Origin of the sequence: Paenibacillus sp. D2_2 (assembly GCF_031199965.1) — a bacterium.
In the GTDB taxonomy this organism is placed as follows: Bacteria; Bacillota; Bacilli; order Paenibacillales; family Paenibacillaceae; genus Fontibacillus.
The window spans coordinates 1,847,240-1,863,240 of the sequence record NZ_CP133605.1; the positions used below are offsets into that span (position 1 = coordinate 1,847,240).

The following is a 16,001-nucleotide window of genomic DNA, read 5'->3' on the forward strand; positions in this document are numbered from 1 at the left end:
AGAATAAGCATAAAAACTACAAAGATTTTTCTGGTTAATTAACTATCAGAATGTATTCTTGACCAAATCTTGACTATAAGGCCGAGATTGTAGCACGCTATATACAACCAAATCTCCTAGAACATGCAAAGAACCCTTACACTGTAAGGGTTCTTTCTCTATGATCTGTAGTGGGCTCGAACCACTGACCCCTACCCTGTCAAGATAGTGCTCTCCCAGCTGAGCTAACAGATCGAATAATAAGTGAAGACAAAATTTATCTTATCAAGAAGATCTGCAGATGTCAAACCTTTTTTATCCGGTTATAGTATCATGGTTCTACATTTTCCAACTAGAATAAGCTACTAGGATTTGATAAAATATGAGCTAATTATAAGTTAGAGGGGGCTAAGGCTTTTGGATCATGATTTGAAGGAATGGCTGCAGGCTTTTATGAATCAGTTTGAGAAGCGATTTGATTCTGTCGATCAAAGACTCGATGGTATCGATCAGCGACTAACGGGCATTGAAGAAGACCAGACCCTCATGAAACAAGACATACAGGATATAAAAGATGACCAGACCCTCTTGAAGTTAGACATAAACGGCATCAAACAGGATGTACATGAAATTAAAGAAGATCAGCATTTAATTAAACGTGCGGTACTGGACACGAATGAACGCGTTATGAAAATAGAGTCTGTCTTGGAAAATCAGCATAGTATCATTGAATTGCTCTCTGCGCGCTCGATCCAGCAGGAAGCTGAACTGAAAAGAATCAAGTGAATCCATCCGGTGCTAACGCGCCGGATTTTTTATTTAAGCAGGAGTGCTGTGCTTCATAGGATAGGGTCATGTAAGAGGTTTAATAATATTATAATACCCATTTATTGGATATGATAGAGATGTAACTATAATCCGAACGGAGGTATCAGTAAGGATGAAGTCCTATAAAACGTGGTTTAAGTTTCGTTGGAGCAAAGTACTTATGATGAGCATAATGATTGTAGCATTGCTGCTGTCCATGACGGGCTGCGGTCTAGCGCTTAGCCAGAAGACGATGGATAGACAAGCTAAGGTTCCATGGTGGTCCAGCCCTTCCATATCTAAAGGTGTCTACGCTCCAGCTGTCCAGAAAAAGGTGTATTCCACGGAACCCTGATTGTACGGATTACTCATCTTCCCATTTGCGGGAGTACCCCTTCTTCGTGACATAGAACATCGGGACAATCAAAAGAACGGAAATAATAATTGCGGCAACAATCGTAAGTCCAACCAACGGATTAACAGCTCCTTCCGAAGTATTATCCCAACTATACATTAAAATAAATTTTTTGTATAATGATGCAAGTTTTTAATTTGTAGTGCGAGTTCAAATATGCCAGTTTTCAGCACCGAGAAGGTTGGATGAAGCTAGGGCGTGAGGAGCGGAGCGTACGTAGTAGGTACGTGAGCACCGGAGGGCCCGGCTGAATTCAAGATTCGATGCCGAGTTCGCTTTCTGATTCACTTCGTGATCAAAAGGGGCCTATTTGAACAACCTTATTAAGTGTGCACTATAAAGAACTATGGGAGGGATAGGAATGGCTGCTGTAATTATACCCGTAAAGACAGAAGAACAATTGGAAGAATCGTGCAACATTCGAAAAGAGGTATTCGTGCAGGAGCAGAAGGTTCCGGAGGAACTCGAAATCGATGAGTATGATGTAATTGGACCGGACGCCCATCACATTCTTATCGAGATTGATGGAGTATATGCTGCCACAGGTCGGTTAATATACTACAAGGATAACGCGGCGAAAATGCAGCGGATTGCAGTTCGTAAAGACTTCCGTTCGCAAGGGATCGGCAGAGTATTGCTGATTGCGATGGAGGAGTTGGCACGTGAGCTTGGATTAACGAAGTCCGTACTGGATGCGCAGTGTCAGGCAGAAGCTTTTTATCAGAAGCTAGGCTATGTGACGACCTCTACGGAGACGTTCCTTGATGCCAATATTCCTCATGTCAGAATGGAGAAGCCACTGGAGCTCTAATCCTCATACATTCCGTTATTTGGGACAAACTATACACATCCCTCTCAGGGAGACCCTGTGAAGGGAAACAATGAAGAGGAGATGTGATGGTAAAATGGAAATGAACACACGCGAGTCATTCATTGCGGTTCAGAAGAACGGAGACGGTGATCTCACCGCATTTAAAACTTCCAGCGGCCGGGTCCTTGATTATGAGCAGGCGCTGCAGGAGGTAAAGGCCGGAGCTATTGCAGGAGTCAATGTGTTCAAAGGACGGGACGGGGAAATGCACATCCGCGGAGATGCAGATGGCGACCCGACTAATAATTTGGATGCATTGCCGAGGTTTGAATAAATGAATTTCAATGATGGAATGACAACAGCCGCAGGTATATAACCTGCGGCTGTTGCATTTTTATAGTGAATAAATTTCGTGTTGACGCAGAAATTGCATAGGGCCGGTTCTGCCAATGAAGCTCTCCATATCATCCGCATAATGCATCAGATAGATCATTTGCTGAATTTCTTCAGGCAGGCTAAGCAGTTCATCCAGCGTCGTATGCACCGCACCAGGTGAGATGAATTGAACCTCATGCAGCATTCTACGACAGTCTCGCTCGCGGACAAGCTTCATTAATAATTCAGGTTGGAAAGTCATATCCGCACTATAGAAAATCTCATGATTGATATATAATGAGTAGCTGTCTTTTCCAGGAATATGCGGAGTTTGAATCAATTCAACCGATAGTTTTGGCGACAAAGAATTTGAAATTCCTTCTTCTAGTGTATGGACCTCAAAGGCATCCTCTAGTGAAGAGATCCCTTCTTGCGTTAATCCACCTTTGAGTGTATTTTCCCATAGAGGCTGAACTAACTTCTTACTTATATATAGGACCGGCTTACGCCCGTACTGAAATTTCCCCCGAAAGGCGATTTCCTCAAGTCCACCGACATGATCCCCATGGATGTGGGTGATCAGAATCGCATCGATCTCGTCAGGTGACTTATCTATTTGATGTAGAGACAGTGGGGCGGTAATTCCGCAATCGATTAGCAGTGTGAAATCTTCTGTACTGAGAAGAGCATTATTGTTGAAATATTGCTTGGCGAAGGCACCGCCTGTACCTAGCATTTGAAGACTTAATGACATATTTATTCACCTCTCCATTTCGATGTTACATTACGTATAATATATCATTTCTTCACTAAGCCCCAAAATATCTTAAAAAAATAAAAAACCTTTCATGAAAAAAGCGCAACTTGATTCTTCATTTGGAGTATAAATTTACATCAACATGAATCTTATGGAGGTTATTTACTTATGAAATGGAGAAGAGTTGCAATACTCGCTACCATATTCTCCCTGATGGGAGGTTCGCTGCTGTTCGCTGATTCGGCTTCCCAGAAAGTCCGTCTACTTATGAATGGACGCGAGCTTGATGATGGAAGTTATATCATTGACGGTAAAACTTATATCCCTCTTCGTGAACTACCAGGCTTGATTCAGTATGACGAGTCTACGAAGACGGTATATTATTATAAACCGAATGTACATATCTCTTTGTTTCAGTCTTCCGATGGCTCAGTCTTCGGTGATATCAATAAGACAGGGAAGCTGAAGTTCAATGTATTCTCGCAGATCGACAATTTGAAGACTGATATATCGGCGGTTCGGGTATCCATTTCATCTCCAGATGGCAACACAACTGTAATTCAGACGAGTGATATTCCGAAAGATCAGAAGGAGAATTTCTGGTTCCGGACCGAAGATTTTACTTATGATTTCAAGAATGCTGGGAAATATAAAATTGGTTTCTACATGAAAGCGTCCAGCGGAGGAGATTTCACCTTAGTCTCTGAGAAAAGTATTAATGTGCTCAAATAACTAGCGCGAGTATTCTAAATTGACCTGTCCGCTGTAAAGTGTTACGATACCACAAGGTTGATAACTTTAAACTAGAAGTGAGGTATTTGAATGAGCGAGCATAATCACGAGCACGGCGAAGCATGCGGCTGCGGACATGATCATGACCATGAGCATGAAGAGTTCGTATTGACCCTAACCGATGAAAATGGAACTGACGTGGAAATGGTTCTCGTTGAGACATTTGACGTAGGTGAGAAGCTATATGCACTGCTGCTTGAGCGCAACAATCCGGGAGCCGATGGCATCATTCTACGTATGGAAGAAGAGAATGAAGAAATGGTGCTTTACAATATCGAGGATGAAGATGAGTGGGCTCAAGTAGAAGAAGCTTACAACCAGCTTGTATCCGAATTGGACGAAGCATAAATTTTAGATCAATAAGAGTTGTCTCAGGCATAAATTGTGCCTGGTGGCGGCTCTTTTTTAGTTCGCTCTGATCACGAAGTAACCAGAAAGCGGGTTTGCATGAATTTTAGAATCATCCGTATTTTAAAAACAGGACTTGCGGCTCTGTATTTCCCGCAAGTCCTGTCATCTTGATTCACTTCGTGATCAAAACTTTTTGAACTACCTCTAGAAGATTGGATCAGCTTCTACGATAACCTTTACATTCTTAATGTAACGGTCTTCAGGTCCTTTTACAGGCAATCCAACCGTGACATGATCCTGGATATAATCGATATTGTCCTGGGAGATAACCTCGCCAGGCAAAAGAATCGGTATGCCAGGAGGATAGACATATATGAATTCGGCGATGATCCGGCAGGCTGATTCGGCGAACGGAATCACTTCGGTATCTGCATAGAAGGCGTCACGAGGAATGAGCGATAATTGCGGAATCTCCGGTATTTTTACGATCAGTTCGTTAGCATTTCCTTCTTTATAATACAAATTGGACAGCTCGCGCAGTGCAGTCAGCAAGATATCTACAGTCTCTTGATTATCCCCTGGGGTAATCAGACACAGGATATTGTACATATCACTGAGCTCAACTTCGATATTGTAATGCTCTCTGAGCCAGTTCTCTGTCTCGTAACCCGTGATGCCCAAATGACGGACATGAATGGTTACCTTGGTAGGATCGAGATCGTAAGTGGCTTCGCTGCCGAGAATTTCCCGACCGAAGCTCTCCAGGCCTTCAATATCGTTCACACTACGGCGCACATAATCGGCTAATCGCATTGATTCCTCAGCGAGCTCATGACCATGAAGAGCCAGAGTTCTCCGCGAAGTGTCTAGTGACGCTAGCAGAATGTAAGAGGTTGATGTCGTTGTCAGCATGCTCATAATGGTTTGGACACGCTGCGGATTCACATAGCCATTTTTCGTGTTCAGATTAAGTACAGAGCTCTGGGTCATAGAACCGCCAAGCTTGTGCACACTGGTCGCAGCCATATCGGCTCCAGCCTCCATTGCAGACATCGGCAGATCTTCATGAAAATGAATATGAACACCATGAGCTTCATCTACAAGAACAGGAACGTGATAGCTATGAGCCAGTTCAACAATTTCCTCTAGATGGGCACATACCCCATAGTAGGTCGGGTTAATGACCAATACCGCCTTAGCATCCGGGTGCCGCTGTAGCGCTCTTCGTACCGAAGAGGTCGTAATTCCGTGATCGATCCCGAGATTGGCATCCTGCGCCGGGGATACGAAGACAGGCTTCGCACCGGAGAAAATAATCGCCGACATTACCGATTTGTGGATGTTCCTTGGTACGATAATCTTATCACCAGGTGAGCATACCGACAAAATCATTGTCATGATGGCTCCACTGGTCCCTTGCACCGAGAAAAAGGTATAGTCCGCCCCAAAGGCATCGGCTGCAAGTTTTTGGGCTTGTTCAATTACGCCCGACGGCTGATGGAGGTCATCAAGCGGGGCGATATTAATCAAGTCAATAGACAGAGCATTATCGCCAATAAAATCATGAAATTCTTTATCCATACCGTGGCCTTTTTATGCCCGGGAATATGGAATTGCACGGGGTTACCTGCCGCATGCTGCTTGAGTGCAGTAAATAACGGCGTAGTTTGATGATCCATGTAGTCGTCTTCCGCCTTTCGTGAAAAATTAACAAATTTGAGTATAGCAAAAAGTGACCGGAATGCAAGAAAAGATTCAGTTGCCCGACTAATTCTGTGTTTTAGCAGGTAAAAGGAGGCAATAAATTGGGCAAACTGATATCTATGAATAAGGGGAGAGGCATTCTTCCCAGGGAGGGGTGAGCAGATGAAACTGACATCGAAGCTTGTTAACAAGTCGTTGTTAACTCCGACCTTTGTTTGTCTATGGATCATTATGTTTTTGGTTGAGTTCGTAAAAGGATCTTTACTGGTATCCGTGCTGCCTGTCTATATGGGGGATGTGCTGAAGGTTAGTGCGTTCCTGATAGGACTATCCTTCTCACTCCAATATATTGGGGACAACCTATTCCGTAGCCCAGCGGGCTGGCTTGTAGAACGGCTTGGATTCCGCATGACGATGGCGGCCGGACTATTGATTACACTGGGAGCAGTATTGATTCTCAGCTTCATTAAGACCGTAGGCTTTATCGTGCTTGGCTGCGCCCTGCTTGGCATCGGGACGGCACCTTTATGGCCCTGCGTCATGATGGGAATATCTGCAGTAACCGAGGAGAAGAAAAATTTTGGAACAGCGATGGGAGTAATCCAGATTTCCAGTCTTGGCGGAACAGGACTTGGGCCGATTATCATCAACTTTCTCGTCAGTAAGTCTTATACCCTGGTATTTTGGTTCCTACTAGCCTGTATGGTCGTTGTCGTGATCATCTCACTGTTCCTGCCTGGTAAATCGGGTAACAAGCAGGTGTACGTCGCATCTAAAAGTGAAGGAAGGCAGGGAAGACTGCGTACGCTGCTACAGAACATCCGTCAAACACTGCACCACATCCGACATAATTTAAAGGTGAGCCCATTTCTGTATCCAGCGCTCTTTCTGCAGACCTTCGCGATCGGGTTATTAACACCGGTTATTACTCTATATGTGAGGACAGAGCTGGGACTGTCACCTGAAGCCTACAGCGCAATGTTGATTGTTGGCGGGGGAATTGCTGTTGCTGGTTTGATTCCGGTCGGCAAATTAGTAGATCGTTACGGGACGAGCCTGTTTCTGAACATTGGCTTCGCTTCTGCCGCTATATCGATCTTCCTATTTGCACTTACCCGCTCGATTCCAATTGTTTGGATTCTAGTTAGCTTGATTGGCCTCAGTTATTCCTGCATTCTGCCAACATGGGATACGATGCTGTCACATTTGATACCGGAGAGGGAGAAGGGAACGGTATGGGGATTCTTCCTGACGATCCAGGGTTTTGGTATGATTATCGGCCCGATCGTCTCCGGGAAATTATGGGACTTACTTGGCCCATCAGCTCCATTCCTGGCCAGTGCCTGCTCTATGGGCTTGCTGTTCTTCGTACACCTTATCCTCTCCCGGCCTCGGTATCAAAGCGCAAGTTAACGACGATCAGGTTACCAGGGACAGGGGGGCAAGAAACACAGTATGGCCGATCCTGCTAAAAAGGAGCTATCCGGCATTCCGGACAGCTCCATTACTTTATTTTCCATATAGATTGAAATATCAACTTCACTGTCGTAGCGGATTAAAAAGAAGCTTTATATAAAGGATGTAATGTAGAGAAGGTTTCCTCTATCTTGGCTAATAATTTGTCTCCACTCAGCAAAATAGGGTCATCCCGCTCAATTCGCAGTCCGCACATCATTTCTGCCTTTTTAACATTCTTGAGCCGCTCAGCCATTTTCTTAAATTCAGCGGGCTTCAATTCAGCATGCAGCGTTCCATTCGGGTTAAAGTGATCCATGGACCAGAAGAAGTTTTCTGGCATTGTCTTCTTTACATGGTTGGCGTGCTTGTCCAGGAAATCGGCGAATACAAGCTTATTTGGACTTTCGTAAATAACGGCAAAAATAATGAACAGATGTGTGGAGAATAGCCCCACCTCGAAATGAGGCAATGCCTTGTATCCACGTTTGCTACTTGCCATAGCAACCCAGGTGTCGATCGGCGGGTTGACGGTACGTCTGGCGTGCTTGGCAACATGGGGATACATCTCTTCCCCGCAAAGCGCGGACAGATAAGTGGCTAGCGTCTGGCCTAAATACTCCAGCTTCGGTCTAACCTGGCCAATTATGGCTTCCATCCTACCCTCAAGGCCTGGCACTGTGAAGACATCAAAATCCTGCGCGGTGAAGCCGTTGAAATTCGTCATAATGAATTAACCTCCATATTCAGTGCTATAAAATCAGCACATTATGTCACAATTCAGCTGTTTTTAGTATATCATAAACATCGTTATATCTAGCTTGTTCATCAGATTCCGCGATATTGCCGATTGGTGTCTCTCTGCCTTTTTGTAGCAGATCGGGCTTATAGAAGGGGAAAAATAATCAATAATCCAAGTTCCGTTACATACTATGGAGTATAAGATAAAGTAAGCCGCAATCGGGAGATGAAGGTGAGAGCTAAATGCAAGCATTATCGGCTGTTTAGCACTCTCACAAATAATGAGGAGGGAGTGCCGTGAATAAAAGTTATGAAGTGGAATATTGCAACCTGGAACTCCGATTCGACCGTCGGCACATTCAGCAATTGATCCGTGATTTGATCCAAGATGGGTACTCTTTATATTGGAGCGAGAATGAGACGATCTTCATTATCTCCGTCCGTACAGGCCGCAAGCTGACAAAGCTGCGTTTTCAGCGTATTGCGAATGGATACAAGCTGGTTGGCGATTATATCATTAAGGATGCCAAGCTGGCCGAGTGGCTGGAGAAATTGATCGGCGATCTACGCGGGCATGCTGTCGTTAAACGGTTCAGAGATCGGCAGATCGTGGTCGAGAACATCCTGTTTGGAGAAGTGATCAGACAGGTAGAAATTAATGGAGTAGAACACAAGGTTATATATCAAAAAGGGCCAGTGGTTGACGTGAAGAAAATGGCTGAATTATACATGGCTCAGCTCGCGGAGAAGCAGTTAGAACAGCTTCAGAAAGAGCTTGATGCAGAACTTGAGAAGCTGTATGCAGCGTTACGAGAGGGAGATCAGGAGGGCGCCGAGGTTTGTAAGGAGAAGCTGCGCAAGATCAGGCATGATTTAATCCTCCTCGAGTGGTAATGATAAGAACAGGTATTGAACTAAATAATTTTGCGATTTACGCAAAATATAATTGCAGGCCCCCGATGAACTTGGGGCTTGTTTTATGAGGATATGATGAAGGTATTCACTTCTCCTCACAAAAGAGTTAAAATGATAGTATTAAAAAAATAAATAAACAGTGAGTAAAGGATGGAGACCATGTCAAAACAACAAATTGGCGTAATTGGCCTTGCCGTGATGGGCAAAAACTTAGCCCTGAATATTGAAAGCAGAGGTTTTACTGTATCGGTATTTAACCGTTCTCCGCAAAAAACTCATGATTTGCTCGAAAACGAAGGGAAAGGCAAAAATCTTGTCGGTACCTTCTCCATTGAAGAGTTTGTTCAGTCTCTTGAGACTCCACGCAAAGTTTTAATTATGGTACAAGCTGGTGCAGCTACCGATGCTACAATTGAGAGCTTGCTTCCACACTTGGACCAAGGTGATATTATCATCGATGGCGGTAATGCATACTTCCCTGATACTCAGCGTCGCAGTACAGAGCTCGAGGCTAAAGGCTTCCGCTTCATCGGTACCGGTGTATCCGGCGGAGAAGAGGGCGCGCTTAAGGGTCCTGCTATCATGCCAGGTGGACCGGAAAGTGCTTATAAACTTGTAGAACCTATTCTGACTGCAATTTCTGCCAAAGTGAACGGCGATCCTTGCTGTACATATATTGGACCAGACGGTGCCGGACACTATGTAAAAATGGTGCATAACGGTATCGAGTACGGAGATATGCAGCTGATCGGCGAAGCTTATCATTTGCTGAAACATGTCCTCGGCACCGATGCCAAGGAATTGCATGAAATTTTCAGTGACTGGAATAAAGGCGAGCTTGACAGCTACCTGATCGAAATTACAGCTGACATCTTCTCCCAATATGATGAAGAGACAGGCAAACCAATGGTTGACGTCATTCTTGATGCGGCTGGTCAAAAGGGTACTGGTAAATGGACAAGCCAAAGCGCGCTCGATCTGGGAGTGCCATTGTCCATGATTACTGAATCCGTGTTTTCCCGCTTCTTGTCTGCGATGAAGGAAGAGCGTGTGGCAGCAAGCAAGATTTTGAACGGACCAGCGAAGAAAGAATTCAAAGGCGACAAGCAAGAATTCATTGAAAATGTACGTAAGGCGTTGTTTGCGAGCAAGATCGTATCTTATGCTCAAGGCTTTGCGCAAATGCGTGCGGCTTCCGATGAATATGGCTGGGATTTGAAATATGGAAATATCGCTATGATTTTCCGCGGCGGCTGCATTATCCGTTCGCAGTTCCTGCAAAATATCAAGGATGCTTATGATCGCGATGCTGCGCTGAAGAACTTGCTGCTTGATCCTTACTTCAAGAATATTGTCGAGAGCTATCAGGATGCTTGGCGTAAAGTAATTGCTGCAGCAGTTGAGAACGGTATTCCAGTACCAGGCTTCTCAAGTGCTCTGGCTTACTATGACAGCTATCGTACTGAGCGCTTGCCAGCGAACCTGCTTCAAGCACAGCGCGATTACTTCGGTGCTCACACCTACAAGCGTGTAGACAAAGAAGGCGTGTTCCATCATCAGTGGTTCTAAGCCTGAGATGGACAGACAAGCCCATCTCTAAGTGGGTACCAATCTCATAGAGTGAGAATAAGACGTCGCACCCAGCGGAATACCGCTTGTTGCGGCGTCTTTTGGAATCGTTGGCTCATTTCCTGAGGGGCCGGCGGATAGGCAGTGCCACAACTGCGCGCTCTGTGTTATGATATGAAAAAAAGTTTGCAAGCCTGAGTTAAAAATGAGTTTCAAAAAGGTCTGTTTTCTTATCAAAAGCGGACTTTTTGAACAACTTCTTAAAGTAGGTGAAATGTTGAGCAGTCACAAAGACAATATCATCCTTGTCGGCATGATGGGGACTGGTAAGTCAACAGTAGGAGCACATTTGGCAGATAAGCTCGGTTACCGACTGGTTGATCTTGATCAGCAGATCGTACAGCAGGCCGGCTGCTCAATCCCGCAAATCTTCGCCGAGAAGGGTGAGGCTTATTTCCGTGATCTAGAAGCGGATGTACTTGACCGAATCCTGCAAGAGGCCAGTATCGTGTTAGCAACCGGCGGAGGGGCTGTGTTGCGGGAGAGCAATTGCAAGTGCATGCTCGATCATGGACAAGTTGTGGCCCTTGCGGCTACGGTAGAGGAGATTTTAAGTCGTGTAGGCGAAGATAAGAATCGTCCTTTACTGGCTGGAGGCGCAAAGCAGCGGATAGAGGCTCTGCTAGAAGAACGTAAGAACGCTTATCTGTTCGCACATCATCATGTGAATACGACAGGTAAGAGTGTTGAACAAGTCTCGGATGAGATTTTAATGCGTTGCCGCGGTTAACCATCAATTCAAAAAGGAGAACTCATAATATGGATCTTATCGTTAGACCAACTCCTGAGTTAAAAGGAGAGATCGGGGCATTATCATCAAAAAACTATACAACACGTTATTTGCTGGTTGCTGCACTGGCCGAAGGAAAGAGCACGATCTATTATCCGGCTCATAGTGAGGACAGCGATGCGATGCGTCGTTGTATCTCCGATCTCGGTGCTGTGTTGGAGGAAGATGAGGAGAAGATTGTCATCACAGGCTTTGGGAGGCATCCGAAGGATATTAAGGAATTGAACGTAGGCAATGCTGGTGCCGTACTGCGCTTCCTATTAGCGATTGCAGCTCTGTGTCCGGATGTTACCTTTGTGAATACGTATCCAGACTCGCTAGGTAAGCGCCCGCATGATGACTTGATCGAATCTCTGCAGAATATGGGGGTAGAGATTGAGCATCGGGATGGCAAGCTGCCGATTACAGTCCATGGTGGTGCGGCGAAGGGTGGCAAGATTAAGGTATCTGGTGCGGTCAGCTCACAGTTCCTTAGCGCATTGCTGTTCCTAACACCACTGCTTGAGGAAGATAGTGAGATTGAGGTTGTCAATGATCTGAAATCGAAGGTTGTCATCGGACAAACGCTTGAGGTGTTGGAGCAGGCGGGAATCGTCATTCATGCCAGCGAGGATTTAATGAATTATACAGTGCCTGGCCGTCAATCCTACCAAGCGAGGGATTATACGGTGCAGGGAGACTATCCAGGCTCAGCGGCGATTCTGGCCGCAGCTGCGGTGACGAACTCGGATGTGAAAGTACATCGTCTTATGGAACATAGTAAGCAAGGAGAGCGGGCTATCGTTGACGTTCTGCGCATGATGGAGGTTCCTCTGACTCATGAGGATGGAATCGTCCATGTTCGCGGCAATGGTCGCCTGCAGCCGCTTGAATTTGATGGTGACGCAGCGACGGATGCTGTGCTCGCTATGGTAGCTGCTGCGGTATTTGCCGATGGTACATCTCGTTTTTATAATGTGGAGAATCTAAGGTACAAGGAGTGCGACCGCATTACCGATTACTTGAATGAGCTCAGAAAAGCCGGTGCTGACGTCGAAGAGCGTCAGGCAGAGATTATCGTCCATGGTCGTCCAGGTGAATTGCCAGGCGGCGTCACGATCAATGCGCATTACGATCATCGCGTTATTATGGCTCTAACGGTTGTTGGGCTTCGCTGTCAGCAGCCACTTGTCATCAAGGATGCGCATCATGTGGCCAAGTCGTATCCGGGATTCTTCGACCATATTACCGCACTTGGTGGTAACGTGGAGTGGGTCAAGGAAGCGTAAATAACATCTATAAAGGTTATTCAAAAGTCCGCTTTTGATCACGAAGTAGCACTGAGAGCTTATTCGACATCGAATCTTGAATTCAGCCGGGCCTTCCGGTGCTCACGTACCAACTACGTACGCTCCGCTCCTCAGTCCCTACTTCATTCAACCTTCTCGGTGCTGAAAACCGTACTTTTTGAACACGAACTTATAGAAGAAGTTTAAACTTTTTAGAGAGGAGCAAGTAAAATGGCTTTTGAAAATCCAAGCAGAGAAACAATCAAAGAAATTCTGATGAACGCAGGAAATATTGCTATCGTGGGCTTGTCCGATAAACCGGATCGCACTTCTCATATGATTGCTGAGGCAATGCAGAATAATGGATACCGGATTATCCCGGTCAATCCTGTAGTTTCGGGTAAAATTCTCGGTGAGACCGTGTATCCCACTCTCAAGGATATTCCCGAACCGGTAGATATTGTTGACGTCTTCCGCCGTAGCGAGTTTACACCTGAGATCGCCAGGGAGACGGTTGAGATCGGTGCAAAAGTACTTTGGCTACAACAAGGTGTCATCAACCAGGAGGCGGCTGACATTGCCGCTGAAGGCGGGCTCATGGTCATTATGGATCGCTGTATCAAGGTTGAAGACAGTCTCCTAATCGGTAAGCGCAACTAAAGGTCGCTTTTGATCACGAAGTGAATCAAGAAGTAACTGAGCATCGAATCTTGAATTCAGCCGGGTCTTCCGGTGCTCACGTACCAACTACGTACGCTCCGCTCCTCAGACCCTAGCTTCATCCAACCTTCTCGGTGCTGAAAACCGACCTTTTTGAATTCGTACTAAAAGTATCATTCAATCTTTGAATTTCGTCCGGTATACGGCATACCGGGCGATTTTCGCTTGCCCAAGAATAAGCTCATTTCCGGGATGCAAATCGATCCCATTAGAGAAACTAAGGGGAGGTTATGAAGTAAGTATTTTTTTGTTCTATTTCCTTTGACAAAAGAATGAGGCTGGGCTTACCATTAAGAAATAGAGAGAGACTATCCTATAAATGCGTGTTCAAAAGTCAGGCTTTAAACACCGACATTTTGAACTACCTCAGGTAAGGGTTTAAATAGGTTTAGGGGGTCGAAACATGATACAAGGTATTGGTGCAGCTGCTGGCGTTGCTATCGGCAAAGCTTTTGTGCTGCCCACCTGGGAATGGGATGTTCCAGATCGGCGAATGGAAAGTGTAGATTTAGCCAAGGAATTTGAAAGGCTGTATGAAGGTATCAAAACCTCCAAGACTGAAATCGAGTTCATGAAGAATGAGATTAAAGAGACGGTCGGGTTGCGGAATCTAATATTTTTGATGCACATATCGCCATCCTGGAAGATCCTGTTTTTATGAGTGAAATTCGCGGGATTATAGAGCGTCAATACAAAGCGGCCGAAGTGGCTGTTAAGGAAGCAATTGATCATTTTGTTACGATGTTTGATCTGTTGGATGATGAATACATGAAGGAGAGAGCACTTGACATCAAGGATGTCGGCAATCGGTTACTTAAGCATTTGCTTGGAACTCCGGACATTACACTGCCTTCTGACACACAGCCTTATATCTTGGTAGCTAGGGAGTTATCTCCCTCACAGCTTGTACATCTGAACCCACATTATGTGCTCGGAATGGTCACGATAGCCGGAGGCAAGACGTCTCATTCGGCGATTATGGCCCGGGCGCTTGGAATTCCACTCGTCTCAGGCCTTGAGGATTCCTTGACAGAGATGTTCAAGACAGGTGATCTGTTGGTCATTGATGGGGATGAAGGGACCATCTTCCTCAACCCGGATCATGTCATTATCGATCAATATACAACCATCGCTGAGAGGCAGCGGCAGAGGAAAGAACAGTTGCAGCTACTCGCTTCAGTGGATCCTGTAACAAAGGATAATGTACGGATGAAGCTCGCTGGCAATATCAGTTCGGTGAAGGATTTGGAGCTTACGTTCAAATATGGAGCTGAGGGAGTGGGACTCTTCCGGACAGAATTTCTATATATGGACCTGGCTGGGCTTCCCGAGCGAAGAAGAGCAGTTCGAGGTCTACCGTCAGATTGCCGAGAGGATGGGAGAGAATTCGGTCGTAATCCGTACACTGGACATTGGCGGGGATAAACAGTTAGAGTACTTCAACATTCCCGATGAAGAGAACCCTGTGCTGGGATTCCGTGCCATTCGAATAAGCCTAGATAATAAAGATATATTCAAGACGCAATTGCTAGCTATTCTGCGAGCCAGTGCTTACGGCAATGTTAAAATTCTCTATCCGATGATATCCTCGCTGGATGAAGTACGCAAAGCAAATGTGATTTTGCAGGAAGCCAAGCAAGAACTTACCGCTAGAGGAATCGCCTACAAGGACGATGTACCAGGTCGGAGCGATGATCGAGGTTCCAGCAGCGGTTGCCATTGCGGATCTTCTGGCCCAGGAAGTGGATTTCTTCAGTATTGGGACGAATGATCTCGTCCAGTATGTGCTTGCTGTAGACCGGATGAACGAGAAGATCGCACATATGTATCATCCTTTTCATCCTGCCGTGCTTCGCATGCTTCGGCAGACAGTTATGGCAGCGAAAGAAGCTGGAATTCCAATCAGCGTATGTGGCGAGTTGGCCAGCGATGAGAGGGCACTCCCGATCTGGCTATATCTCGGAGTGAGCGATCTGAGTATGTCGTCGCAATCCCTTCTTCGCGTTAAGCACAGGATATTGAATATTTACGCTAGTGAAAGCCGAGAATTGGGTGCTCATTGCTTCCGTTTATCGACAAGCAGCGAAGTGGAGGCGGAGCTGGTTCGTTACATGGGAACTGAGGTGCGCTGAAGCAAAGGCAAAAAGGTTCATTATTCAAAAAAAGCATGAAAGTAACAGCGCCGGAGGAAATTCTCTACGGCGCTGTTTGTTTCCTCTCAAGCTATCTGGCTGCGAATGCATTGGCCGTGAGGTGGCACATCGGCGGACGATGTATTTTTTGCCTTTCAAAGGGCGACCAGATGGACTTCAAGCACCTCTTCGCGAACGCGGTATGTCGGATACCATTGCTCCAAATCGTCGTACTCCTTATCTAAAAGAGTGATCAGCTTATTTCCAGTTAGTCTCAATATAGTATCCACCTGTCTGAAATGAGTCTTGACGAAAATCGATTTCGATATTTTAATTGTATCAAATATGGATTAATGACTA

General features: G+C 45.6%; 16 protein-coding genes, 1 tRNA gene and 2 pseudogenes. 13 read left to right on the forward strand and 6 right to left on the reverse strand.

From position 1 onward, the window contains the following. Window positions 1-161: 161 nt before the first annotated feature. Window positions 162-234 (reverse strand) — tRNA-Val (locus RE628_RS09170). Between the two features lie 162 nt (window positions 235-396). On the opposite strand from RE628_RS09170, the gene RE628_RS09175 reads away from it, so the two are divergent. Together RE628_RS09175 and RE628_RS09180 are read left to right on the forward strand one after the other, a co-directional pair. Next, a complete protein-coding gene (locus RE628_RS09175; RefSeq protein WP_309158439.1) occupies window positions 397-765 on the forward strand; it encodes a hypothetical protein in 369 nt (122 codons plus the stop codon). Window positions 766-919: 154 nt separating this feature from the next. After that, window positions 920-1,141 carry a hypothetical protein gene (locus RE628_RS09180; RefSeq protein WP_309158440.1) on the forward strand — a complete coding sequence of 74 codons (222 nt, stop codon included), beginning with the start codon at window positions 920-922 and terminating at the stop codon, window positions 1,139-1,141. Window positions 1,142-1,150: 9 nt separating this feature from the next. Here RE628_RS09180 and RE628_RS09185 read toward each other — a convergent pair whose 3' ends face one another. Next, window positions 1,151-1,300 carry a hypothetical protein gene (locus RE628_RS09185; RefSeq protein ID WP_309158441.1) on the reverse strand — a complete coding sequence of 50 codons (150 nt, stop codon included), beginning with the start codon at window positions 1,298-1,300 and terminating at the stop codon, window positions 1,151-1,153. Window positions 1,301-1,562: 262 nt separating this feature from the next. Here RE628_RS09185 and RE628_RS09190 point away from each other — a divergent pair, with 262 nt between their 5' ends. Together RE628_RS09190 and RE628_RS09195 are read left to right on the forward strand one after the other, a co-directional pair. Next, window positions 1,563-2,012, forward strand: coding sequence for a GNAT family N-acetyltransferase (locus RE628_RS09190; RefSeq protein WP_309158442.1), 450 nt, complete (start codon window positions 1,563-1,565; stop codon window positions 2,010-2,012). A 94-nt stretch (window positions 2,013-2,106) separates the two neighbouring features. Continuing rightward, window positions 2,107-2,346: a DUF3892 domain-containing protein gene (locus RE628_RS09195; RefSeq protein WP_309158443.1), complete on the forward strand. Its 240-nt coding sequence runs from the start codon at window positions 2,107-2,109 to the stop codon at window positions 2,344-2,346. A 60-nt stretch (window positions 2,347-2,406) separates the two neighbouring features. Here RE628_RS09195 and RE628_RS09200 read toward each other — a convergent pair whose 3' ends face one another. Continuing rightward, a complete protein-coding gene (locus RE628_RS09200) occupies window positions 2,407-3,141 on the reverse strand; it encodes an MBL fold metallo-hydrolase (RefSeq protein WP_309158444.1) in 735 nt (244 codons plus the stop codon). Window positions 3,142-3,312: 171 nt separating this feature from the next. Between RE628_RS09200 and RE628_RS09205 the strand changes: the two genes are divergently transcribed. Together RE628_RS09205 and RE628_RS09210 are read left to right on the forward strand one after the other, a co-directional pair. After that, the gene (locus tag RE628_RS09205; protein ID WP_309158445.1) at window positions 3,313-3,876 is read left to right on the forward strand and encodes a stalk domain-containing protein; all 564 of its coding nucleotides are present in this window, start codon (window positions 3,313-3,315) and stop codon (window positions 3,874-3,876) included. 90 nt (window positions 3,877-3,966) lie between these two features. After that, entirely contained in the window at window positions 3,967-4,284 is a 318-nt protein-coding gene (locus RE628_RS09210; RefSeq protein WP_309158446.1) for a DUF1292 domain-containing protein, read from the forward strand. Between the two features lie 207 nt (window positions 4,285-4,491). Here the strand turns inward: RE628_RS09210 and RE628_RS09215 are convergent. After that, a pseudogene (locus tag RE628_RS09215) lies at window positions 4,492-5,966 on the reverse strand (aminotransferase class I/II-fold pyridoxal phosphate-dependent enzyme). A gap of 187 nt (window positions 5,967-6,153) precedes the next feature. Between RE628_RS09215 and RE628_RS09220 the strand changes: the two are divergent. Continuing rightward, window positions 6,154-7,404, forward strand: coding sequence for an MFS transporter (locus RE628_RS09220; protein WP_309158447.1), 1,251 nt, complete (start codon window positions 6,154-6,156; stop codon window positions 7,402-7,404). 142 nt (window positions 7,405-7,546) lie between these two features. Here RE628_RS09220 and RE628_RS09225 read toward each other — a convergent pair whose 3' ends face one another. Further along, entirely contained in the window at window positions 7,547-8,173 is a 627-nt protein-coding gene (locus RE628_RS09225; protein WP_309158448.1) for a YktB family protein, read from the reverse strand. A gap of 311 nt (window positions 8,174-8,484) precedes the next feature. Between RE628_RS09225 and RE628_RS09230 the strand changes: the two genes are divergently transcribed. From RE628_RS09230 to ptsP, 6 genes and pseudogenes are all read left to right on the forward strand, one after another. After that, window positions 8,485-9,081: a YkzI domain-containing protein gene (locus RE628_RS09230; RefSeq protein WP_309158449.1), complete on the forward strand. Its 597-nt coding sequence runs from the start codon at window positions 8,485-8,487 to the stop codon at window positions 9,079-9,081. 180 nt (window positions 9,082-9,261) lie between these two features. Beyond that, window positions 9,262-10,671, forward strand: coding sequence for an NADP-dependent phosphogluconate dehydrogenase (gene gndA / locus RE628_RS09235; RefSeq protein ID WP_309158450.1), 1,410 nt, complete (start codon window positions 9,262-9,264; stop codon window positions 10,669-10,671). Window positions 10,672-10,945: 274 nt separating this feature from the next. Next, on the forward strand, window positions 10,946-11,461 hold the full coding sequence (locus tag RE628_RS09240) for a shikimate kinase (protein WP_309159420.1): 516 nt from the start codon (window positions 10,946-10,948) through the stop codon (window positions 11,459-11,461). A 29-nt stretch (window positions 11,462-11,490) separates the two neighbouring features. Next, complete coding sequence (aroA, locus tag RE628_RS09245; RefSeq protein ID WP_309158451.1) at window positions 11,491-12,789, forward strand: 3-phosphoshikimate 1-carboxyvinyltransferase; 1,299 nt, start codon at window positions 11,491-11,493, stop codon at window positions 12,787-12,789. 231 nt (window positions 12,790-13,020) lie between these two features. Then, complete coding sequence (locus RE628_RS09250) at window positions 13,021-13,449, forward strand: CoA-binding protein (protein WP_309158452.1); 429 nt, start codon at window positions 13,021-13,023, stop codon at window positions 13,447-13,449. Window positions 13,450-13,912: 463 nt separating this feature from the next. Next, window positions 13,913-15,641, forward strand: a pseudogene (ptsP, locus tag RE628_RS09255) (phosphoenolpyruvate--protein phosphotransferase). A 155-nt stretch (window positions 15,642-15,796) separates the two neighbouring features. On the opposite strand, the gene RE628_RS09260 reads toward ptsP, so the two are convergent. After that, window positions 15,797-15,919 carry a type 1 glutamine amidotransferase family protein gene (locus RE628_RS09260; protein WP_375143063.1) on the reverse strand — a complete coding sequence of 41 codons (123 nt, stop codon included), beginning with the start codon at window positions 15,917-15,919 and terminating at the stop codon, window positions 15,797-15,799. Window positions 15,920-16,001 lie beyond the last annotated feature (82 nt).